19 protein-coding genes are annotated in these 22,430 nt (G+C 62.0%); 9 read left to right on the top strand and 10 right to left on the bottom strand.

Translation table 11 applies throughout. The features are described 5' to 3' along the window. Positions 1-244 precede the first annotated feature (244 nt). The gene (locus ACJ8J5_RS01500) at positions 245-2,233 is read left to right on the top strand and encodes a ligand-gated channel protein (protein WP_197769026.1); all 1,989 of its coding nucleotides are present in this window, start codon (positions 245-247) and stop codon (positions 2,231-2,233) included. A 55-nt stretch (positions 2,234-2,288) separates the two neighbouring features. Continuing rightward, positions 2,289-3,242: a siderophore ABC transporter substrate-binding protein gene (locus tag ACJ8J5_RS01495; protein WP_414105083.1), complete on the top strand. Its 954-nt coding sequence runs from the start codon at positions 2,289-2,291 to the stop codon at positions 3,240-3,242. 33 nt (positions 3,243-3,275) lie between these two features. Here the strand turns inward: ACJ8J5_RS01495 and ACJ8J5_RS01490 are convergent, their stop codons facing one another. Next, positions 3,276-4,064 (bottom strand): ABC transporter ATP-binding protein, encoded by a 789-nt coding sequence (locus ACJ8J5_RS01490; RefSeq protein WP_025303532.1) that lies wholly within the window; start codon positions 4,062-4,064, stop codon positions 3,276-3,278. Further along, complete coding sequence (locus ACJ8J5_RS01485; RefSeq protein WP_025303533.1) at positions 4,061-5,143, bottom strand: FecCD family ABC transporter permease; 1,083 nt, start codon at positions 5,141-5,143, stop codon at positions 4,061-4,063. Before ACJ8J5_RS01485 ends, ACJ8J5_RS01490 begins: the two co-directional genes overlap by 4 nt. Before the next feature lie 364 nt (positions 5,144-5,507). On the opposite strand from ACJ8J5_RS01485, the gene ACJ8J5_RS01480 reads away from it, so the two are divergent. After that, positions 5,508-6,608, top strand: coding sequence for a GGDEF domain-containing protein (locus ACJ8J5_RS01480; protein ID WP_060433633.1), 1,101 nt, complete (start codon positions 5,508-5,510; stop codon positions 6,606-6,608). Between the two features lie 45 nt (positions 6,609-6,653). On the opposite strand, the gene ACJ8J5_RS01475 is transcribed toward ACJ8J5_RS01480, so the two are convergent. The 3 genes from ACJ8J5_RS01475 to ACJ8J5_RS01465 all read right to left on the bottom strand — a co-directional run bounded on the left by ACJ8J5_RS01475 (position 6,654) and on the right by ACJ8J5_RS01465 (position 9,512). Beyond that, a complete protein-coding gene (locus ACJ8J5_RS01475) occupies positions 6,654-8,132 on the bottom strand; it encodes an amino acid permease (protein WP_025303535.1) in 1,479 nt (492 codons plus the stop codon). 218 nt (positions 8,133-8,350) lie between these two features. Beyond that, on the bottom strand, positions 8,351-9,217 hold the full coding sequence (yieE, locus tag ACJ8J5_RS01470; protein WP_025303536.1) for a DNA-binding transcriptional regulator YeiE: 867 nt from the start codon (positions 9,215-9,217) through the stop codon (positions 8,351-8,353). 97 nt (positions 9,218-9,314) lie between these two features. Continuing rightward, positions 9,315-9,512: a hypothetical protein gene (locus tag ACJ8J5_RS01465; RefSeq protein ID WP_141998550.1), complete on the bottom strand. Its 198-nt coding sequence runs from the start codon at positions 9,510-9,512 to the stop codon at positions 9,315-9,317. A gap of 192 nt (positions 9,513-9,704) precedes the next feature. On the opposite strand from ACJ8J5_RS01465, the gene ACJ8J5_RS01460 reads away from it, so the two are divergent. Both ACJ8J5_RS01460 and nfo read left to right on the top strand, forming a co-directional pair. Further along, positions 9,705-10,778 carry a YeiH family putative sulfate export transporter gene (locus tag ACJ8J5_RS01460; RefSeq protein WP_151428912.1) on the top strand — a complete coding sequence of 358 codons (1,074 nt, stop codon included), beginning with the start codon at positions 9,705-9,707 and terminating at the stop codon, positions 10,776-10,778. A 98-nt stretch (positions 10,779-10,876) separates the two neighbouring features. Next, positions 10,877-11,716 (top strand): deoxyribonuclease IV, encoded by an 840-nt coding sequence (gene nfo / locus ACJ8J5_RS01455; RefSeq protein ID WP_049205268.1) that lies wholly within the window; start codon positions 10,877-10,879, stop codon positions 11,714-11,716. Between the two features lie 19 nt (positions 11,717-11,735). Here the strand turns inward: nfo and ACJ8J5_RS01450 are convergent, their stop codons facing one another. The 4 genes from ACJ8J5_RS01450 to fruB form a co-directional block, all read right to left on the bottom strand. Then, positions 11,736-12,329 carry a DJ-1/PfpI family protein gene (locus ACJ8J5_RS01450; protein ID WP_197835093.1) on the bottom strand — a complete coding sequence of 198 codons (594 nt, stop codon included), beginning with the start codon at positions 12,327-12,329 and terminating at the stop codon, positions 11,736-11,738. Positions 12,330-12,489: 160 nt separating this feature from the next. Then, positions 12,490-14,175: a PTS fructose transporter subunit IIBC gene (gene fruA, locus ACJ8J5_RS01445; RefSeq protein ID WP_060433639.1), complete on the bottom strand. Its 1,686-nt coding sequence runs from the start codon at positions 14,173-14,175 to the stop codon at positions 12,490-12,492. 11 nt (positions 14,176-14,186) lie between these two features. Then, positions 14,187-15,128, bottom strand: coding sequence for a 1-phosphofructokinase (fruK, locus tag ACJ8J5_RS01440; protein WP_043136417.1), 942 nt, complete (start codon positions 15,126-15,128; stop codon positions 14,187-14,189). After that, complete coding sequence (fruB, locus tag ACJ8J5_RS01435) at positions 15,125-16,258, bottom strand: fused PTS fructose transporter subunit IIA/HPr protein (RefSeq protein ID WP_049294865.1); 1,134 nt, start codon at positions 16,256-16,258, stop codon at positions 15,125-15,127. Before fruB ends, fruK begins: the two co-directional genes overlap by 4 nt. Before the next feature lie 247 nt (positions 16,259-16,505). On the opposite strand from fruB, the gene ACJ8J5_RS01430 reads away from it, so the two are divergent. The 4 genes from ACJ8J5_RS01430 to ACJ8J5_RS01415 all read left to right on the top strand — a co-directional run bounded on the left by ACJ8J5_RS01430 (position 16,506) and on the right by ACJ8J5_RS01415 (position 22,121). Continuing rightward, positions 16,506-16,928 (top strand): nucleotide triphosphate diphosphatase NUDT15, encoded by a 423-nt coding sequence (locus ACJ8J5_RS01430; RefSeq protein WP_043136420.1) that lies wholly within the window; start codon positions 16,506-16,508, stop codon positions 16,926-16,928. Between the two features lie 215 nt (positions 16,929-17,143). Next, the gene (locus tag ACJ8J5_RS01425; RefSeq protein WP_043136424.1) at positions 17,144-18,304 is read left to right on the top strand and encodes a NapC/NirT family cytochrome c; all 1,161 of its coding nucleotides are present in this window, start codon (positions 17,144-17,146) and stop codon (positions 18,302-18,304) included. Positions 18,305-18,316: 12 nt separating this feature from the next. Beyond that, positions 18,317-20,791 (top strand): trimethylamine-N-oxide reductase TorA, encoded by a 2,475-nt coding sequence (gene torA, locus ACJ8J5_RS01420; protein ID WP_414105082.1) that lies wholly within the window; start codon positions 18,317-18,319, stop codon positions 20,789-20,791. 154 nt (positions 20,792-20,945) lie between these two features. After that, complete coding sequence (locus ACJ8J5_RS01415; protein WP_414105081.1) at positions 20,946-22,121, top strand: sugar efflux transporter; 1,176 nt, start codon at positions 20,946-20,948, stop codon at positions 22,119-22,121. On the opposite strand, the gene ACJ8J5_RS01410 is transcribed toward ACJ8J5_RS01415, so the two are convergent. Next, the gene (locus ACJ8J5_RS01410) at positions 22,118-22,372 is read right to left on the bottom strand and encodes a YkgJ family cysteine cluster protein (protein WP_019453627.1); all 255 of its coding nucleotides are present in this window, start codon (positions 22,370-22,372) and stop codon (positions 22,118-22,120) included. The two genes, ACJ8J5_RS01415 and ACJ8J5_RS01410, sit on opposite strands and share 4 nt — an antisense overlap. Positions 22,373-22,430: the final 58 nt, after the last annotated feature.

The raw sequence follows: 22,430 nt of genomic DNA, 5'->3' as shown, positions 1-22,430 counted from the left end.
TCCTCCCCGGCGCACGCCCGCTGCGCCGCTTTTCCCTTTAATTCATCCGGTTACCCTTTCCCGTCAGTAGAACAAGCATACAAATGATATGAATTATCATTAGCGTTTACATTCAGTAAAAAATCCTTACAATACCCTCACGCAACGCTGACGAAGCGAAGTATTTCTCAGCGAACGATGAATAATTTCATTAGAAATTCAATTGGTTAATTACTTTCACTTCAATCCAGGAAAGGTTCACCTCATGGAAACGCCACGTTACAGCAAGCTCGCCGCTCTGGTGATTGCCTCACTCAGCGCCACCGCCGCACTGGCCGCGCCGCAGAACGACACCCAGGACACCATGGTCGTCACCGCCTCCGGCTTCCAGCAAAAAATTCAGGACTCCGCCGCGTCCATCTCGGTGATCCCGCGCCAGCAGATCGAAGATAAGGCCTATCGCGACGTGACCGATGCACTGAAAGACGTGCCGGGCGTGGTGGTCACTGGCGGCGCCAGCAGCAGTGACATCAGCATCCGCGGCATGTCCTCCAAGTACACGCTGATCCTGGTGGACGGCAAGCGCGTCGACACCCGCAGCACCCGCCCGAACAGCGACAACGCCGGCATCGAACAGGGCTGGCTGCCGCCGCTGGAAGCCATCGAACGCATCGAAGTGGTGCGCGGGCCGATGTCTTCGCTGTACGGTTCCGACGCCATGGGCGGCGTGATCAACGTCATCACCCGCAAAACCTCACGCACCGAGTGGAAAGGCTCGCTGCACGGTGACGCCACCGTTCAGGAAAACCGCGATTCCGGCGATCTGTTCCAGACCAACGCCTACGCCTCCGGCCCGCTGGTTGAAGGCCTGCTCGGCCTGCGGGTCAACGGCCTGCTGTCGCGCCGCGCGGAAGATAAAATCACCAACGGTTACAACGAACAGCGCATGCGCAGCGGCACCGCGGTGTTCACCCTGACGCCGGACGAGAAAAACGAATTCGATTTCGAAATCGGCCGCTCGCTGCAGGATCGCAACAGCACGCCGGGCAAATCGGTAGTGGCGGAGCGCTGCAGCAAAGGCAAGTGCACACCAACCGAGGTCAGCGAAAGCCTATACACTCGCACCAACTACGCGCTGACCCACAACGGCTATTACGACTTCGGCAACTCCACAAGCTACGTGCAGCGCGAAGAAACCGGTAACCCGGGCCGTAACATGAAGGCCTACAACACCATCTTCAACACCCAGAACCAGTTCGAGCTGGGTTCCCACATGCTGAACCTCGGCGGCCAATACCGCTATGAAAAACTGGGCGACGGTGGCAACCAGCTTGAATCGGCTCAAGGTCTCAGCAAGCTGACGCGCTGGAGCTGGGCATTGTTCGCTGAAGACGAATGGGCGCTGACCAACGACTTTAGCCTGACCAGCGGCATCCGTATGGACCGTGATGAAAACTTCGGCAGCCACTGGACCCCACGCATGTACGGTGTCTGGCACCTGACCGAACAGTGGACGCTGAAAGGCGGCGTCTCCGCCGGTTACAAATCGCCGGATCTGCGCCAATCCTCCCCTAACTGGGGGCAGGTCACCGGCGGCGGCGTGCGTAAAGGCATCATCGTCGGCAACCCGGATCTGCAGCCAGAGAAGAGCCTGAGCGAAGAAATCGGCCTGATGTGGGATAGCCTGAAAGGCGTTAACGCCGGCGTGACGGTCTTCAACACCGACTTTAAAGACAAAATCACCGAAGTGCGCCGCTGTGAAGACACGCCGGATTGCACCATCGGCGGAACGTCCTACGACTTTATCAGCGATCGCGTCAACGTCGACAAAGCCAATATGCGCGGCGTAGAGGCCACCTTCGGCTGGCAGATCAACAAAGACTGGAAGTGGAACACCAACTACACCTACACCTCTTCCGAGCAGAAGAGCGGCGAGTTCCAGGGCAAGGCGCTCAACCAGATGCCTAAGCACATGCTGAATACCGTGCTGGACTGGCGTGCCACGCAGGACCTCAGCCTGTGGTCGCGCGTTAACTTCCGCAGCAAAACCTCACAATATCTGAGCCGCACCTCGATGGCGACCAGCACGCCATCCTACACCTTCGTCGATGCGGGCCTGAGCTACCAGGCGGCGAAAAACCTGCAGCTGACCGGCGGGGTTTACAACATCCTCGACAAAACCGTGGATTACGATCACTACCGTACCACGCTGGACGGCCGCCGTTACACCGTCGGCATGACCTACAACTTCTGATGCCCTTGGGCGCGCACTGCGCGCCCTTTTCATTCCATCACCGTGAGGAAGCTCCATGAGATTACGCCGCTCCCCCCTGATGATCGCCCTGCTAGCCGCAATGGCGCTGGCGGGTTGCCACAGCAAAACCGATACGCCGGTAGCCGCTACCCCGGCCACCGTCAACGTCCAGCACCTGAACGGCAGCACCGAGGTGAAGAAGCACCCGCAGCGCATCGTGGTGCTGGATTACGCGTCGTTGGAAACGCTGCAGCTGCTGGGCGTCGAACCGCTGGCGCTGCCCGGCAACCGCAAGAACTTTCCGGATAGCCTGAAGCGCTATCAGGATGACAAATACCTCAATGCCGGCACCCTGTTCGAACCGGATATGGCCGTGCTGCGCGCCGCCAAGCCGGACCTGATCCTGATCGCCGGCCGGGCGTCCAAAGCTTATGACGAGCTGAACGCGCTGGCACCGACGCTGAACATGTCCGTCGATCAGCAGGATCAGTTGGGCAGCCTGAAACAGCGCACCCTGCAGTTGGGCGAGCTGTTCGATAAGCAGCAACAGGCGCAGGCGGCGATCGATAAGCTGGATGCGCAGATCGCCGCAGTCAAACCACAGGCCACCCAGGCCGGGCGTGGGCTGGTGGTGCTGTTCTCCGGCGGCAAGATCAGCGCTTACGCGCCCAAGAGCCGTTTCAGCTTCGTCTATGACGCCCTCGGCTTCTCGTCCGCGCTGCAGTCCGACGAAAAAGACGTGCGCGGCAACAAGCTGACACCTGAGCAGGTCGCCAAACTGAATCCTGACTGGCTGTTCGTCATCGACAGAGACGCCGCGACCGGGCGGCCGAACGCGGTGGCACCGCAGAAAATCCTCACCGGCACCGCGCTGAAGAAAACCACGGCGGTGAAAAAAGGCCAGGTGGTCTACCTGCCGGCAGCCGAGGTGTATCTGTCCGGCGGCATCGTCACCGCCCAGCACGTCGTCGAACGCGTGAGCGAGGCCCTAAACCACGCTGCGCGATAAAGAAAGCCCGGCGATGCCGGGCTTTTTCTTGGGTTAAATCGTCGGCTGGTTCACCAGACCGTCTATCAGCACCTGCGGCGTGCCCTGCGAGCAACGCTCGATGCGCCCGCGCACGCCGTAGACCCGCGCCAGGCTCTGCGGCGTAATCACCTGATCCGGCGCGCCATCGGCGATCAGATCGCCATCCTGCAGCATCAGCACGTGGTCGCCGTGACGCAGCGCGATGTTGATGTCATGCACCACCACCACCGTCACGATATTGCGCTTGCGGGTTTCGCGGCGCACCAAATCCATCACGTGGAACTGGTAGTTGAGATCGAGCGCGCTCAGCGGCTCATCCAGCAGCAGCAGCGACGGCTGACGGATCAGCGACTGCGCCAACCCCACCAGCTGTTTCTGGCCGCCGGACAGCTGATCGAGATAGCTCAGCGCCAGGTGGGCGATGCCCAGCTGTTCCAGCAAAGCCATCACTTCCGCTTCGCTGCCGGCGTTGCTGCGGCCGCCCGAGGCGCGCTGCGCCACGATGATCGACTCCAGCACGTGCAGATGCACCCCAGCAGGCAGCGACTGCGGCAGGTACACCACTTTCTCCGCCCGACGGGCGAACGGCATCTGCATCAGATCGCCGTCGTCCAGCCACAGCTTGCCCTGCGCCGGGTTCAGCCCGGCCAGCGAGCGCAGCAGCGTCGATTTGCCGCTGCCATTCGGCCCCAGCAGCACGGTGATTTGCCCGCGCGGCAGCATCGGCACCGAGAGATTGTCGATCACCTGGCGTTTCGGGTAGCCCGCCGAGAAGTTTTCTATCCGTAAACCCTGGATCATACGTTCCCCCGATGGCGCAGAATAATGCTCAGGAAGAACGGCACCCCGACCAGCGACGTGACGATGCCCACCGGAATGATCACGCCGGGCACCAGGTTTTTCGACGCCACCGAGGCCATCGACAACACCAGCGCGCCAATCAGCGCACTGGCCGGCAGGTAGAAACGGTGATCTTCGCCGAAGATCATGCGGGCGATGTGCGGCGCCACCAGGCCGATAAAGCCGATCGGCCCGACGAACGCCACCGCCAGCGCCGAAAGCATGCTGATGCGCAGCAGCGTGGTCAAACGCAGACGACGCACGTCGATACCGAAGCTCACCGCCCGGTCTTCCCCCAGACGCAGCGCGGTCAGTTTCCACGAGCTCATCATCGACAGCGGCAGCAGCACGGCGAACACCCCGAACAGAATGCCCAGTTTGTCCCACGAGGCGCGCGCCAGGCTGCCCATGGTCCAGAACACCAGCCCCTGCAGCGTGTCCTCGCTGGCGATGAATTGCATCATCGAGACCAGCGCGTTGAAGGTAAACACCAGCGCGATGCCGAACAGCACCACGCCGGAGGTGGCGACCCGCGTCCAGCGCGTGATGCCGTCGAGCATCAGCGCAGCGAACAGCGCGAAGATAAAGGCGTTGGCGGAGATGAACCACTGGTCGGGAATCCCCGGAATGCCGATGCCAAGCACGATCGCCAGCGCGGCGCCAAAGGCCGCGGCGGAAGAGACCCCGAGGGTAAAGGGGCTGGCCAGCGGGTTATTCAGGATGGTCTGCATCTCCGCCCCGGCCAGGCCGAGCGCAAAGCCCACCACCACCGCCATCAGCGCGTAAGGCAATCGGATGTCCCAGACGATCACCCGCGTGCCGGCATCGGCCGCGGCGGGGTCAAGCAGCGTGTGCCATAAGGACGACAGCGACAGGCCGGACGGCCCCATGGTGAAATCCAGCAGCAGCGAGCCCAGGATCGCCAGTGCCAACACGCCCATCATCATCAGGCGATGGCGAAGAATATGCTGATAACGCCCCATCACGCCGGCGTTGGGTTGCCCCTTGGCGTCAGTCATGGGATCGGTGGATACGCTCATTCGTTAAGATACCTGTTACAACCATCATGACAGCGGCGCGAAGGCGTCCGCCGTGAACCGGAAAGTGTGCGGCAGCAGCCTGCGCGCAGCCGTCCACAATAAAGCAAACGATAATACTTATCAATCATATCAATCGGTGAAAACAGCGTTATATAAATGTAACAATTTGTTTTTACACGCCATTTTTCAAACCACCACGCTTACCCCCGCCAGCGGCCAGTAGGTTCATTATTCTGAAAGTGATCCCTGATCCGACCAGACTCTGACAAATAACGGCAAAACCACATAGAATCCAAAGCCACAGCACCGCGCGTGCAAAAAACCTTCAGGCCGCCGCAAGAGCGGCCTTATTGACGAGGCTGTAATGAGAAGTCCATCTCCGGCGACAACGCCCAAACGTCCGGCGCTGCTGAACTGGCTGTTATACAGCCCGCTGCAGGCCGATGACGAGCCGTTTCAACGCCAGCTGCGTCTCACGCTGACGCCCTCTCCTCTCACTCCCTGGCTGAATGCCGCAGGGCCGGTCGCGCTGTTGGTGGGGTACGCCTGGCTGAACCGACCGCTGGTCGGTATCGGCCTGCTGCTGCTGTTGCTGCTGTTGACCGCCGGGCGAGCCTGGCTGGCGCGCCGGCGTCAACCCGCCTGGCCGGACGCCATGCTGGTGACGGTGTTGCTGTGGGCGCTGCTGGTCGGCGCCAGCGCCGCGCTGGCGATGCTGTCGGGCCGCTTCGTTTTAATACTTTTCGCCGGCCTCACCATCACCGCTCTGGCCTGCTGGCTGATGCAGCGCCACGCCGCCGCGCCACGCTTCGCGCTGCTTGAGGTGATCGCGCTGACGCTGCCTTACCTGCTGGCGGCACCGCTGTCGCGCGTGCAAAATCTGTTTGTCCTGGCGGACCTCGCGCCGCTGTGGCTGGTGCTGGCCCATGGCATGATCGCACGCTACCACCGCCAACTGGTGCAGCACGTCACGCTGGCCTGGGAGAAGCAGCAGGCGTCGCACCGCGATCGCCTGACCGGCTTCCTCAACCGAGCGGGCGGCGAGGTGGTGATGCGCAGCATCTGCCGCCCCGCAGCGGCACAGACGATCTCTCACCTGTTCATTCTTGAGTTCGGTCCGCTGGCGGCGCTCTACCAAAGCCACGGCGTCCAGATCGGCGACGACGTACTGCGCACCGTCGGCGAGCGTCTCAAGACGCTGATCCGCCCGAGCGACTACGTCTGCCGCTATACCGGCGGCCTGTTTTTGATTCTGGTGCACGATCTGCCCTACGGCGCGGAAAGCGAATTCCTGGCGCGCATCGTGCCGCCGCTGGAGGCACCTTACGATTTTGGCGCGTTCGGCGAGGTGAACATGCAGCTCAACGCTGGCATTGTGGCGCTGACGCAGCATTATGCGACGGTGGAAGATTTGATGAGTTCGGCGCAGCAGGCGCTGGCGGAAGCCAAAGGCGGGAAAAAGTAAAGCCAAACGCGGCGGGAACCCCCGCCGCGTATCACTCACCGAAAATTACTTCACGTCCATCTTCGGGAATTCCATTTCGCTGTACTTCACGACACGGGTGCCTTGCGACAGCTTGTAACCGAACCAGATCAGCAGGAACAATGGAATGCCGATGTAGGTCGCGGTCACGCCATACCAGTCGATCTTATCTTGCAGGAAGGCCTGGTAGTTCTGGCCCAGGGTAATGATCAGGCACAGCACGAAGGCGAAGATCGGCCCCAGTGGGAAGAACCCGGAACGGTACGGCAAATCGTTCAGATCGCGCCCCTGCAGCATGTAACCGCGACGGAAACGGTAGTGGCTGATAGCGATGCCCAACCAGGCGATGAAACCGGTCATGCCCGAGGTATTGAGCAGCCACAGGTAAACCGACTGGTTGCCGAACATTGACGTCAGGAAGCACAGGCCAGCCACCACGCAGGTCGCATACAGCGCGTTACGCGGCACGCCGCCTTTCGACAGCTTGGCGAAAATGCGCGGCGCCTTGCCTTCCGATGCCAGGGTGTACAGCATGCGAGTCGATGCGTACATGCCCGAGTTACCGGCCGACAGCACCGCCGTCAGGATCACCGCGTTCATCACCGCCGCCGCCGACAACAGGCCGGCATGCTGGAACACCAGGGTGAACGGGCTGACGCTGATGTCTTTCACGTCGTTGCGCAGCAGGCTCGGATCGGTGTACGGAATGATCAGGCTGATGATCAGAATGGCGAAGATATAGAACAGCAGGATACGCCAGAACACCTGACGCACTGCGCGTGGGATGTTTTTACCCGGATTCTCCGATTCGCCGGCCGCGATACCGATGAGCTCGGTGCCCTGGAACGAGAAGCCGACGATCATGGCCACGCCGATCATCGCCGAGAAGCCGCCGGCAAACGGCGCATCTCCTACCGTCCAGTTCTGCCAGCCGGCATGCTCGCCGCCCTTCAGAATGCCGACGATCATCAGCACACCGACGGCGATGAAGATAATCACCGTGCTGACCTTGATTAACGCGAACCAGTATTCCGCCTCGCCGAACCCTTTCACCGAAATGTAGTTCAGCAGGAACATCAGACCGAGGAACAAGGCGCTCCAGATCCAACCTGGGGTGTCCGGGAACCAGTAGTTCATCACCAACTGCGAGGCCACCAGGTCAACGGCGATGGTCACCGCCCAGTTGTACCAGTAGTTCCAGCCCAGCGCGAAGCCGAAGCCTTCTTCCACGTATTTGGCGCCGTAAGTGGAGAATGAACCGGAGACCGGCATAAAGGCCGCCAGTTCGCCCAAGCTGGTCATCAGGAAGTACACCATCAAACCGATCAGAGCGTAAGACAGCAGCGCCCCGCCGGGGCCTGCCTGAGAAACCGTGGCCCCCGAGGCCACAAACAGGCCGGTGCCGATGGAGCCGCCGATGGCGATCATGGTCAAATGCCGGGCTTTCAGCTCGCGGCGCAATCCGGGTGCTTGCTGCCCCGATGTTTTTATATCCTGCTGAGCCATTCGTACCCTATCTGCTCTTTGAAAAAATGAGGGCGGATTGTAACAAATACCCGCCGGTGAACTAGCAACATTGCACTGATATAAGATAGCTTCATAATTCAGAGGCAATTATTAGCCGCGGCCCTTATGGCCTTACTTACTCTCATTAATGTGAGCGCGCGCAGGTTTTTATGCTTTCTTCGGCCTGCGCAGCAGCAGAGGACGTGACGCGCTGTCGATTACAGCGCGCAATAGCTGAGAAAACGCTGCAAGGCGTTGGAAATGTGCTTTTGCCGATGGCGGATCAGGTACAGGGTGCGCCGCAGCGGCGGCAGCGGCACCGGCAGTTCTACCAGTGCGCCGCTGGCCAGCTGTTCTGCCACCACGCGCCGCGACAGGCAGCTGATGCCGATACCGTGCCGCACCGCGTGCTTGATCGCCTCCGAGTTGCCGAGTTCCATCACCAGCTGGAAGTGCGGCAGGTGCGCCAACAGCAGATGATCCAGCACCTCGCGGGTGCCCGAACCACGCTCGCGCAGGATCCAAGGCGCATTGGCCAGCGCCTCCAGCGTCGGCGGTTGGTGGGTCAAGGGATTGTCCGGCGCGGCAAACACCACCAGCTCGTCCTCCAGCCACGGCTGCGTCACCAGCTCCGGCATATGGCAAGGCCCTTCGATCAGCCCCAAATCGACGCGAAAATCCGCCACCGCTACGATCACGTCCTGGCTGTTGCCAACGTTCAGCTCCAGCGGCGTGGCCGGAAAATCCCGACGGTAACGGGCGATCATCTCCGGCAGCATGTAGTTGCCGATGGTGCTGCTGGCGGCGATGCGCAGCGCCCCGCCGTCATGGCGGAACAGCTGCTCTATCTCCCCCGCCTGTTCCAACAGCGCCAGCGCCTTGGGATACAGCAACCGGCCGTGCTCGTTGATCACCAGCCGTTTGCCGACGCGATCGAACAGCTGCACGCCCAGCTGCCCCTCCAGATCCGCCAGCGCCGCGCTGACCGCCGACTGCGACAGCGCCAGCACCACCGAGGCCTGAGTGGTCGAACCGCTTTTCAGCACTTCGGTGAAAACTTCCAGTTGACGCAACGTGATATGCATAGCCGTCCCGGTATTGAAAGAAGGTTCTGCCAGAGAACCCAACATGGTGATGTGGGCAGCCCGGCCAGGCTACCCTGTTTGCGGCCAGATCGGCGCGCTATTTGCCCAACGCGACCAGCTGCGCCGCCGCGACCAGCACCGGCTCGCGCGGCGTGCCGGCTTCGTCCCGCAGTATCAATTGCAGCATCGCCACCAGGTGATCGCGGTCGATCGCCTTGTTTTCTTCAATCAACCGCCGCACCGCGCGCCCCACTTCCTGATCTACCTGCTCTCTGCGTTGATCGTCGGTATCCATCGCCTGCTCCTGTTAGTTGGAAAGTTGACGGCGGCTCGCCGCTCCTCCACACCCTAGCCGCAATGCGGCGTTATGCCAATGCCTGATCCCATACCACTTATTCAGATAGGTTATAAATATATAATCAATTTCTCTTTTATTCAGCCCAAACGTACTCTTAGCAGCAAGAAACAGACTGAAGGACTGACTTTTATGGCGACTGATACCACTCACACCTATCCCGAGCGACGCTTTCCGCTGTTTGGCCTGCCACGGCTGGTGCCGGGGCTGGCGCTGACCGGCGCGCTCACCGCGTTGGCCGTCTGGGCCGGCGATATTCCCTGGGTGGCGGAGCTGGGGCTGGGGGCGCTGACGCTGGCGATCCTGCTCGGCATTCTGGTGGGCAACACGCTGTACCCCCACTGGCAAACCGTTTGTCACAGCGGCGTACAGCTGGCCAAACAGCGGCTGCTGCGTCTGGGGATTATCCTTTACGGCTTCCGGCTGACCTTTCAGCAGATCGCCGATGTCGGCGCCAGCGGCATCATCATCGACGCACTGACCCTGATCACCACTTTCCTGCTGGCCTGCTGGCTCGGCAAGAAAGTGTTCGGCATCGACAGCCAGACCGCGATACTGATCGGCGCCGGTAGCAGCATTTGCGGCGCGGCGGCGGTGATGGCCACCGAGCCGGTGCTGAAGGCCGATTCCAGCAAAGTGGCGGTAGCGGTCTCGACCGTGGTGGTATTCGGCACCCTGGCTATTTTCGTTTATCCCTGGCTGTATCAGTTGAATGAACACTTCCAGTGGCTGCCGTTCAGCCAGGAAACCTTCGGCATTTACGCCGGCTCCACCATCCACGAAGTGGCTCAGGTGGTCGCCGCCGGGCACGCCATCGGGCCGGACGCCGAAAATGCGGCGGTGATCGCCAAGATGATCCGCGTGATGATGCTGGCGCCGTTCCTGCTGCTGCTGTCGGGCTACATCAGCCGCGGCAGCGCAGGCAAGGCGGAAAAATCCGCCATCACCATTCCGTGGTTCGCCGTGCTGTTTATCGCCGTCGCCGGGCTGAACTCCTTCAACCTGCTGCCGGCCGCGCTGGTGCGCCATCTGATCACCGCCGATACCTGGATGCTGGCGATGGCGATGGCGGCGCTGGGGTTGACCACCCACATCAGCGCCGTGCGCCAGGCCGGGATGAAACCGATTCTGCTGGCGACGCTGCTGTTCGTCTGGCTGCTGGTCGGCGGCGGCGCGATAAACCAACTGGTGCAACACCTGCTGTAATCCCCCTCGGCGGTCCGCTTCGGCGGGCCGCCGCTTTTCGCCATTCAATCCGCCCGCCATCAATGCCATAATGTCACCGATAACACAGGAGAATGAAGATGAAGTTTGTCGGTGCACATGTCAGCGCGTCAGGCGGCGTGGATCAGGCGGTTATCCGCGCGCACGAATTGGAGGCGACCGCGTTCGCCCTGTTCACCAAAAATCAGCGTCAATGGAAGGCCGCACCGCTGGCCGCCGACGTGATCGATAAGTTCAAGAGCGCGTGCGCCCAGTACGGCTTCGGGCCGGGGCAGATCCTGCCGCACGACAGCTACCTGATCAATCTGGGCCACCCGGTGGCCGAGGCGTTGGAAAAATCGCGCGAGGCGTTTATCGACGAACTGCAGCGCTGCGAACAGCTGGGGCTGACGCTGCTGAACTTCCATCCCGGCAGCCACCTGCTGCAAATCGATGAAGACAAGTGCCTGGCGCGCATCGCCGAATCGATCAACATCGCGCTGGATAAAACCGCTGGCGTGACGGCGGTGATCGAGAACACCGCCGGCCAGGGCAGCAACCTGGGCTTCAAATTCGAACATCTGGCGGCGATCATCGACGGCGTGGAAGATAAGAGCCGCGTCGGCGTTTGCATCGACACCTGCCACGCCTTCGCCGCCGGGTACGATCTGCGTACCGAAGAAGACTGCGAGCACACCTTCAAGCAGTTGGGCGACATCGTCGGCTTCAACTACCTGCGCGGCATGCACCTGAATGACGCCAAGAGCGAGTTCAACAGCCGCGTCGACCGCCACCACAGCCTGGGGGAAGGCAACATCGGCAAAACGGTGTTCAGCTACATCATGCGCGATCCGCGCTTCGACAATATTCCGCTGATTCTGGAAACGGTAAACCCGGATATCTGGGCGGAAGAGATCGCCTGGCTGAAAGCACAGCAGTAACCCTCCCTTGGCCGCTCGCCTATGCGCGAGCGGTTTCCCCCACCGTGTGCTCTGCCGCCAGCATGGCGCCGAACTGACACAGCGTTTCTTCATCCAGGCCCGCCGCCCTAAACACCGCGGTGGTAAAGCTGACCGGCGCCGAGCCTGGTGCCGTAATGACACGGTCATCCACGACGGCGGCGGCGCTCGCAACGTAATGGCGCTGCCCGCTGTAGCCCTCAACATTGCCCGTCAAGAACTCGGCAGCGTTGGAGGTATGCGCCCTGCCGTTCAACAGGCCGGCCCGCGCCAACGCCAACGTCCCGCCGCAAATGCCCGCCAGAGTCGCGCCGCGTTGAGACTGCTCGTTGAGCAACGCGCGGATATCCGGCGCCCGTTCGGTTTCCCACAGGGTGCCGCCGACCACCACCAGCACCTCGGGGCGCCAATCCGCCAGTTCGGCCACGCTTTTTTCAACCTCCACCGTCAGCCCGCCCTGTGAGCGAAGCGTTCCGGCCTGCGGCGCAAAAAACGCCACCTCCAGCTCATAAAACGGGCCGCCAACGCCGGCAATCAGCGCGTATTCCCAATCGGCGAAACCGGGTGTGAGTACGATCGCCACTTTTTTAGCCACGGATGAATCTCCTTGAGTCATTGCTTGTTCGCAGGAACAAAGTCGCGCTATCAGCTTAGAAAGCGTTGTGGTTTCTGACCAGGGGTAAATCGTGCTAACTGCCTAAGGCACAAACAAAAACGCGCAGCTCGGGGCTGCGCGTTTTGCGGTATCGCGAGGCTTACGCCGCGGCGGTAACCGGTACTTCCGCACGTTTCAGCAGGGCATAAGCTACGCCCGCCAGCAGCGTACCGGCGGCGATCGCCACCAGGTACAGCAACACCGGCGAAATCGCGCCCGGGATCAGCAGCACGAACAGCCCGCCGTGCGGTGCCATCAGTTTGGCGCCGAAGGCCATCGACAGCGCGCCGGTCAGCGCCCCGCCGGCGATGCAGCACGGCAACACGCGCATCGGGTCGCGGGCGGCGAACGGAATCGCCCCTTCGGTGATGAAGCACAGCCCCAGCACCAACGCCGCCTTGCCGCCTTCCTGTTCGGATTTCGGGAACTTGCGGCGCGCCAGCAGTGTCGCCAGACCCATCGCCAGCGGTGGCACCATGCCCGCCGCCATGATCGCCGCCATCGGCGCATACACCGAAGAGCTGAGCAGCGCCACGCCAAACGCGTAGGCCGCTTTGTTCACCGGGCCGCCCATGTCGGTACACATCATGCCGCCGAGGATTGCCCCCAGCAGTACGGCGTTGGCGGTACCCAGCGATTGCAGCCAATGGGTCAGACCTTCCATGATTTTCGCCACCGGCGTGCCGACCACGTAAATCATGATGAGGCCGGTGATCAGGCTGGCGACCAGCGGAATGATCAAGATGGGCTTCAGCGCTTCCATACTTTGCGGCAGGCGCAGCTTGCTGCTGATCGCCTTGGCGACATAACCCGCCAGGAAGCCGGCGATGATGCCGCCGAGGAACCCGGCGCCGGTGCTCACCGCCAGCATGCCGCCGATCAGGCCCGGCGTCAGGCCCGGACGATCCGCGATGGAGAAGGCGATAAAACCGGCCAACACCGGCACCATCAACGCAAAGGCGGAGCCGCCGCCGATCTGCATCAGCGCCGCCGCCAACGTGCCTTTGACTTCAAACGCCTTGATGCCGAACACGAACGACAGCGCGATGCACAGACCGCCGGCCACCACCATCGGCAGCATGTAGGACACGCCGGTCAGCAGGTGGCGATACGGGCCGCTGCCCTCTTTCTTTTTCGCCGCCGGCGCCGCGCTACCGCGCTGCTGCGGCTGGAACACCTCCGCCTCGGCCTGCGCCTTGTCCAGTTCCTGCGCGGTTTTCTTCAGCGCCAGACCCGTGGAAGTACGATACATCGGCTTACCGGCAAACTTGTCCAGATCCACTTCGATGTCCGCCGCGACGATCACCAGATCCGCCGCCGCCACTTCTTCCGGGGTGATGGCGTTGCCGGCGCCGACGGAACCGCGCGTTTCCACCTTCACCCACCAGCCGCGTTTCTTGGCTTCACTTTCAATGGCTTCGGCCGCCATAAAGGTATGCGCCACGCCGGTTGGGCAAGCGGTGATCGCCACGATGCGTTTTTGCCCATTGGCTTTCACCGGTGCCGCCGCCTGCGGCACCTGATAGGTTTCAGCTTCGGCCTTGGCACGCGCCAGAAAAGCATCCGGTTCCCGCACCGCCTGTTCGACATCGCCCACATACACCAATTTGCCGTTCAGCCCGGCGTCAGCAGGAGCAGCCTGCCCCGCCACCACCACCAGTTCGGCGTCCTGCAGTGACTCGACCAGCGTCAGGCCAGTTTTGGCCGCGGCGGCCTCCAGCATGCGTTTCGCCAGGTGGCCACGGGCCTGCCCCAGCGAACTGTCTACCATCAGCAGCGTTTTCATTCTGCCTCCTGCTATTGATTGAAAGGTTTCAGATCGACGCGCGCCATCATCGCGGCCAACTGGGGACGATCGGTCACGCCGACGTTGCTTTGGCTGACCGCCAGCGCCGCTACCGCCGTGGCCAGACGCAGAGTGTGTTCGCTGGATTCGCGCATCAGCAGGCCGTAAATCAGGCCGCCGACCATCGAATCGCCTGCGCCCACGGTGCTGACCACCTCACAGGACGGCGGTTTGGCGATCCAGGCGCCGGAGGCGTTAACCCACAGCGCGCCTTCCGCGCCGAGGGAGATGACCACGTGGGCGATGCCCTGTTCACGCAGCGCATGCGCGGCCTCGACCACGTCCGCCAGCGTCGGCAGCGGGCGACCGGCCCAGATTTCCAGCTCGCGGCGGTTCGGCTTCACCAGCCACGGCGAGGCCTTCAGCCCGGCGACCAGCGCTTCGCGGCTGCTGTCGAAAATGATGCACGGGCACTTGGCGCGCAGCTGGGTCATCCAGTCGGTAAAGGCGTCGGGATCGACGCCGGCTGGCAGACTGCCGCTCACCGCCACCATGTCGAATTGGCCCAGCCAGCTCAGCGAGTCGCTGACGAAGCGATCCCAGTCCTGTGATGTCACTTCAAAACCGGAGAAGTTGAAATCGGTCACTTCGCCGTCTTTTTCCGTCAGCTTGACGTTGATGCGGGTGCGGCCCGGCACCACCTGAAAGCGATTGGCGATCCCCAGATCGCTGAACAGCAGTTGGAAACCGTCCTGATTGTCTTTGCCCAAGAAGCCGCCGACGGTGACGTCGATGCCTAAATCCTTCAACACTTTGGCGACGTTAATGCCCTTACCGGCGGCGTGCAGGCCGGCAGTTTTTACCCGGTTGACTTCCCCGCGCTCGATCTGCGGGCAGAAACCCACCAGATCGTACGCCGGGTTCAGGGTGATTGTTGCTACTCTTCTGCTCATGCTGCGCCCTCGCCCAGTCCTTCATTAATCGCTTCGCCAATCGCCTTCAGCGCGGCTTCAGCATCTTCTCCATTGGCGGTAAAGCGCAGGTGATGCCCTTTCTTCACGCCCAACGCCACCACCTTCATCAGGCTGCGCCCGTTGGCCGGCTTGCCGCTGCCGTCCAGGTTGGTGACGGTGATGTCACTGTTGAAACTTTTGATCACGTTGACCAGCGCCGTGCCCGGCCGCGCGTGCAGACCGTGCTCGTTGCGGATCACGAATTCGGCGCTCAGCACGCTGCTCTCTTCCGCCACGTCGCTGGTCAGCAGCGCCAGCACCCCAGCGGCATCCGCCTTCAGCAAGCGTTCAGCTTTGTTGGCCAGCAGCAGATCGCTGAGGTAGTTGAGCACCGCCAGCGGCTGCGCGTCGGCGACCGACACCGTCAGCAGCAGCGCCACCGGCTCGCCGTCTTCCACGAAAGCCTGCGCCGGGCGGCTGACGGTGGCCGCGCTGGCCAGGTTGCCTTCAACGCTGTCGCTCAGCCAAATGCCCTGCCCCAGATTCAGCGGCCTGCGGGTGATGACATCGCTGACGAACTGCGCGTTGACCGCCCCGATTTTTTGCAGACGGCCGGCGTTCAGCGCCTGCAGCGTCATCAGGCTGTCGGCCGCGACGTCGAGCGCAATCAGCGAAACGTCGAACTGGAATTCAGCGCTCTGCCGTTCGCCCATCAACAGGCTGCGCAGCTCTTCCGCGGAGGTGGTTTTCGCCAGCCGCTCCGCCACGCTGTCATCACTCAGCACGTGGGTGAGCTGACGCAGCAGTGCCAAATGCTCGTCGGAACGGGCGGCGATGCCGATCGCCACATAGGCGGTCTGGCCTTCCCCCCACGCGATGCCCTGCGGGAACTGGAACACCTGCACGCCGGTTTTCAACACCAGATCGCGGGTATCGGTGGTGCCGTGCGGAATGGCGATGCCGTTGCCCAGGTAGGTGGACGTCTGCAGTTCGCGCTGCAGCATGCCGTCCACGTAACCGGCGCTGACGCAGCCGGCTTCGGTCAGCGCGGCGGCCACCTGACGGATGGCCCCCTGCTTATCGGCGGCAGCGGCGCCCAGATGAATGTCTTGCGGTGACAACTGGAACATGATTCTCCTCTCCTGCTGAATTGAATCGTTTCAGCTTTATTGAGAAAAAGGAGCGCTACCCGCTGCCCACAAGCGGTCGGATAACGCTGAAACGTTTCAAGGAGTGTGTAAGCAGCGCAATGTGAAAGCAAGTTTTCTCCCTTTCGCCATTGCAGATTTTTGAGCTTACGCACACTTTTGCCGGCGCATTGGTCAGCGCCAGGGCAAAATGACATACTGTGCTGAAACTTTGCTGACGGAGAAAAGCATGAACGTAGTGACGGGCGTCGGGGTGATCATCGTCAACCCACAAGGTGAGATTTTGTTGGGCAAACGCTGCGGCTCCCATGCGCCCTTTTGGTCTATCCCCGGCGGGCATCTGGATGCCGGTGAAACCTTCGAGCAGTGCGCCCAGCGCGAAATTGCCGAAGAAACCGGGTTGATCATCGATCCGCCGCGCTTCGTTGGCGTCAGCAACAATCTGCAAACCTGGCACGCCGAAGGCAAACACACCGTGTCTATCTGCCTGCAGGTGGATCACCCCGGCGGCGAAGCCGAGCTGAAAGAACCCGAAAAATGCGCCGAATGGCGTTGGTGCGCGCCAGACTCTCTGCCGGAACCCCATTTCGAAGCCAGCCGCACAGCGATCCGCCTGTGGCTGAGCGGCCAGGCCTATCTGCCCACGGCCTGACCCATCGCGAGCGCGTGCTGCGCCGCCCCACCGCTATATAAATTAGAATATAACGCTATTTTTTGCGATATAAACCATTTTTTTGACTACGGATAACCCCATGGGGTTAACCCTCTTCTATTATTACCCCTGCAATCGACGTGGCATTCTGACCTCCGGTCGGTGGCCTTTTGGCAAGATTTTATTTTAAATTCATAATTATAAGCGGGTTTACCATGAGCAAAAAACTGACTGGCTTTGAAAAAAAGCGCCGGTGGGGATGGTTATGGCTTTTGCTGCTGGGGATTATCCTCGGCGCGGCGCTGTTGGCCGGGACTGCCACCGTATTCCATAAAACCAGCGATACCGCCTTCTGCGTTTCCTGCCACACCATGCAACAACCGCTGGCCGAATATCAGGGCAGCGTCCACTTCCAAAACACCAAGGGCATCCGCGCCGAGTGCGCCGACTGCCACGTCCCCCATCAGCCGATCGATTACCTGTGGACCAAGATCCGCGCGGTAAAAGACATCTACGGCGAGATGGTCGGCACCATCGATACGCCGGAAAAATACGAAGCGCACAAGCTGGCGATGGCGCAGTCGGTCTGGAAGACGCTGAAAGAAAACGATTCGGCCACCTGCCGTTCCTGCCACAGCTACGACGCCATGGACATCACCGCCCAGCGCCCTGAGGCGCGCCTGCAGCACCCGGTGGCGATCAAACAGGGCGAAACCTGCATCGACTGCCATAAAGGCGTGGCCCACATCCTGCCGGACATGAGCGGCGAAACCCAGGCTGGCGCCGCCGAGCTGGCCAAGGCCGCAGCGCTGACCGCACCGGGCGCCACCACCCTCTACACCATCGCCACCGAACCGTTCTTCCTCAGCGCAGACGACAGCCATAATGCCGGCAACCTGATGCCGTCCACCGAAGTGCAGGTGGTGAAACAGGAGGGCGACAAGGTGCTGGCCACCGTGAGCGGCTGGCAGCAAGACGGGGTCAGCGAAGTGTTCTACGCCGCGCAGGGCAAGCGCATCCTCAGCGTGCTGCTGGGTGAAGACGCGCGCAAACAGCTGAAGACCGCGTCCACCCAGACCGATGCGGAAACCGGCCTGGTCTGGCATCAGGTCTCTCTGCAGGTGTGGCTGCCGCGCAAGCAGCTGATCGACGATCAGCAAAAAATCTGGCGCTACGCCGCGGACATGATGTCGGCCAACTGCACCGGCTGCCACGGGCTGACCGCGCTCGATCGCTTCAACGCCAACCAATGGATCGGCGTCATCAAAGGCATGGCGCCGCGCACCTCGCTGACGCAGGAACAGCTGCGCGTGCTGACACAATACGTACAAAAACACGCCAGCGACATGCCACCTGCCGCACCGGCCAAGCTTTAAGGGAGAAGCGCAATGAGCAACCAAAAACCGTTAACCATGAGCCGCCGCCGCTTTCTGACCGGCGCCGCCGCGCTGACCGCTGCCCCGCTGCTGGCGGGCTTATGGCCCAAAGCGGCGCTGGCGCAGGCCATCAGCGAAGCGCTGCCGCAGTTCATCGTCTTGCGTCAGGCGCAAAAAGGCATCCTGACCGGCGCCCACTGGGGCGCGTTTGAGGCCATCGTGCAGGACGGCAAGATGGTCGGCGTGCAGCCGGTGCAGGACGACCCGTATCCCAATGAGCTGATCACCATGGCGCCTTATCAGGTGCACGCCGAGAACCGCATCAAATACCCGATGGTGCGCAAAAGCTGGCTGGAAGGCGGCCCCGGCAGCCGCACCGAGCTGCGCGGCCGCGACGAGTGGGTGCGCGTCAGCTGGGACAAAGCGACCGAGCTGGTGTGCAATGAGATCACCCGCCTGCAGAAAGATCACGGCCCGCAGTCGATCTACGCCGGTTCCTACGGCTGGAAAAGCGTCGGCATGCTGCACAACAGCCGCACGCTGCTGCAGCGCCTGATGAACCTGACCGGCGGCTTCCTCGGCTACGCCGGCGACTACTCCACCGGCGCGGCGCAGGTGATCATGTCGCACGTGGTCGGCTCGATGGAGGTCTACGAACAGCAGACCGCCTGGCCGAACGTGATCGAAAACAGCGAGCTGGTGATCCTGTGGGGCTGCAACCCGATGGTCACGCTGAAAAACAGCTGGAACGTGCCGGATCACGTCGGCCAGACCGGCTTCGAGGCGCTGAAGAAAAAAGGCACCCGGGTGATCAGCATCGATCCGGTGCACAACGACAGCGCCAAGTTCGTCAATGCGCAGTGGATCGCTCCGCGCCCTTACACCGACGGCGCCATGCTGATCGGCATCGCCCACACGCTGCTGACCGAGAAGCTGCATAATCCGGACTTCCTGAAAACCTATACCGTCGGCTTCGACAAGTTCCAGGCCTACCTGCTGGGCGAGAGCGACGGCGTGGCGAAAACCGCCGAATGGGCGGCCGACATCAGCGGCGTCGATGCCGACACGCTACGCGGTCTGGCGCGCGAAATGGCGAAGCATCGCACCATGATCATGGGCGGCTGGGGCATTCAGCGCCAGCACCACGGCGAACAGCAGCACTGGCTGCTGGTGACGGTGGCGGCGATGCTCGGCCAGATCGGCCTGCCGGGCGGCGGCTTCGGCTTCAGCTACCACTATTCGTCCGGCGGCAGCCCGACCGCCAAGGGTGGCATCATCGCCGGCATCTCCGCCGGCAATGCGCCGAAAAACTCACCGGCGCCGATCCCGGTGGCGCGCATCGCCGAATGCCTGAGCAACCCAGGCAAAACCATCGACTTCAACGGCGCCAAGGTCACCTACCCCGAGGTGAAAATGGTGTATATGGCGGGCGGCAACACCTTCCACCAGCATCAGGACACCAACAACCTGGTCAAAGCCTGGCAGCGGCCGGACACCATCGTGGTCAACGAGCCTTATTGGACCGCCACCGCCAAGCATGCCGATATCGTGCTGCCGGCCACCACCAGCTACGAGCGCAACGATCTGGAGATGGGGGGTGACTATTCGCAGCTCTATGTGTTCCCGATGCATCAATGCGTGCCGCCGCAGCACGAATCGCGCAGTGACTTTGACATCTTCTCGGCGATGGCGGCCAGGCTGGGCGTGCAGGAGGCCTTTACCGAGGGCAAGGATGAAACCCAGTGGCTGAAAGGCATGTATGACGACATGAAAAACCAGGCGCGCGCCGCACGGGTGGCGCTGCCGCCGTTCGACATGTTCTGGCAATCCAATAACTACGTGCGTTTCCCGGTGCCCGAGGCCAATAAGCAGTGGGTGCGCTTCGCCGATTATCGTGACAACCCGCTGCTGAACCCGCTGGGCACGCCGTCGGGCAAGATCGAGATCTACTCCGACGCGATCGCCAAAATGCATTATGCGGATTGCCCCGGCATCCCGACCTGGATGCCGCCGCACGAGTGGTATCGCGGGCCGGAAGCGGCCAAGTATCCGCTGTCGCTCAATACCGCGCACCCGACCAACCGGCTGCACTCTCAGCTCGACAACACGCCGCTGCGCGAGAAATACGCGGTAGCGGATCGTGAAGCGATCCTGATCCACCCGCAGGACGCGCAGCCGCGCGGCATCAGTGGCGGCGATCTGGTACGGGCGTACAACGATCGCGGCCAGATCCTGGTGGGCGCGGTGGTCAGCGAAGACGTGCGGCCCGGCGTGGTGCGCATCAGCGAAGGCGCCTGGTTCGATCCGGCCGATCCGGCGCAGCCCGGCTCGCTGTGCAAGAACGGTAACGTCAACTGCCTGACCTTCGACATCGGCTCTTCCAGCCTGGCGCAGGGCAACTGCGGGCAGATGGCGCAGCTGCAGATCGAGAAATATCAGGGGCCGGCGCTGAAAAATACCGCGCACGCGGTGCCGCAAGGCGCCTGATTTACCAGCAAGCAAGGGGGCGCAACGCGCCCCTTTTTTCTCGTCGCCGCGCGACATATCCGTTTACCCTTCGCCGCAAAGGAGCGGTTTGCGTTTCATTTCAACGGGCGTATGATGCGCGCGACCTTCCTTTTTCGACGAATTCTCAACCACCATGCCGACTTCATCCGCAGTAACGCGACGCGCGCCCGATCTCACTTCGCTGGCCTTTTTGGCGGTGGCGTTTCTTACCGGCATCGCCGGCGCCCTGCAAACCCCGACGCTGAGCCTGTTTCTGGAAACCGAGGTCAAGGTGCGGCCGGCGCTGGTCGGGCTATTCTTTACCGGCAGCGCGGTGATCGGCATTCTGGTCAGCCAGTTTCTCGCCGGCCGCTCGGATAAAAAAGGCGACCGCAAATCACTGATTTTTCTCTGTTGCATGCTGGGTGCGCTGGGGTTCACGCTGTTCGCCTGGAGCCGCAACTATTACCTGCTGCTGCTCGTCGGCGTACTGCTCACCAGCTTCGGCTCCACCGCTAACCCGCAAATGTTCGCTCTGGCGCGCGAACACGCCGATCGCACCGGCCGCGAGGCGGTCATGTTCACCTCCATCATGCGCGCCCAGGTCTCGCTCGCCTGGGTCATTGGCCCGCCGATCGCCTTCGCGCTGGCGCTGGGCTTCGGCTTCAAGGCCATGTATCTGGCGGGCGCGGCGGCCTTTGTGCTGTGCGGCCTGCTGGTGTGGAAACGGCTGCCTTCCATGCCGAAAACTGCCGCGGCGAGTGCGCCCCTGGCCGCACCGCGCCAGCATCGCCGCGATGCGCTACTGCTGTTTTGCGCCAGCACTTTGATGTGGACCGCCAACAGCATGTACCTGATCAACATGCCGCTGTATATGGTGCACGAACTGCGGCTGCCGGAGCGGCTGGTCGGCGTGCTGATGGGCACCGCCGCCGGGCTGGAAATCCCGATCATGCTGATCGCCGGTCTGGTGGCGAAACGCTGCGGCAAGCGTTGTTTGATGCGCGGCGCCGCCGTCGCCGGCGTATTGTTCTATTGCAGCCTGCTGTTTATCACCGGCAGTTGGCAACTCATCGCCCTGCAGCTGCTGAATGCGGCGTTTATCGGCGTGCTGGCGGGGATCGGCATGCTCTACTTCCAGGATTTGATGCCCGGCCAGGCCGGCACGGCCACCACGCTGTTCACCAACACCATTCGGGTCGGCTGGGTCATTGCCGGCGCCATCGCCGGTGCGGTGGCGGAAATCTGGAACTACCATGCGGTATTTTACGCCGCGCTGGCGATGGCGGCAGGTGCGACGCTGTGTCTGTGGAAGCTGAGGGAAGTTTAGGGCGCGGTGTCCGCTTCCAGCCTGGCGAGGTAGATCAGCGCCTGATCGCGGTGATCGTGGCACATATCGCGGCTCGGCTGCAGGCTGCCGCACACTTTCGGCCGCAGCGGCGAATGAAACAGGCCGCAGCGCAGCTGTTCATCCAGATGAATGCAGCGGGTATTGGCGGGCTTGCCGTTCGGCATGCCGGGGATCGGGCTGGATATTGACGGCGCGATACAGCAGGCGCCGCAGTCGCTGCGACAGTCCATCAGCGCTACTCCTGGTGGGCTGGGGAAAAGAAGCGCGACAATAGCAGCCGCGCGCGGT

It is taken from the genome of Serratia sp. CY43202, from assembly GCF_052168755.1.
In the GTDB taxonomy this organism is placed as follows: domain Bacteria; phylum Pseudomonadota; class Gammaproteobacteria; order Enterobacterales; family Enterobacteriaceae; genus Serratia; species Serratia bockelmannii.
This window is presented reverse-complemented; position numbering and strand designations above follow the sequence as displayed.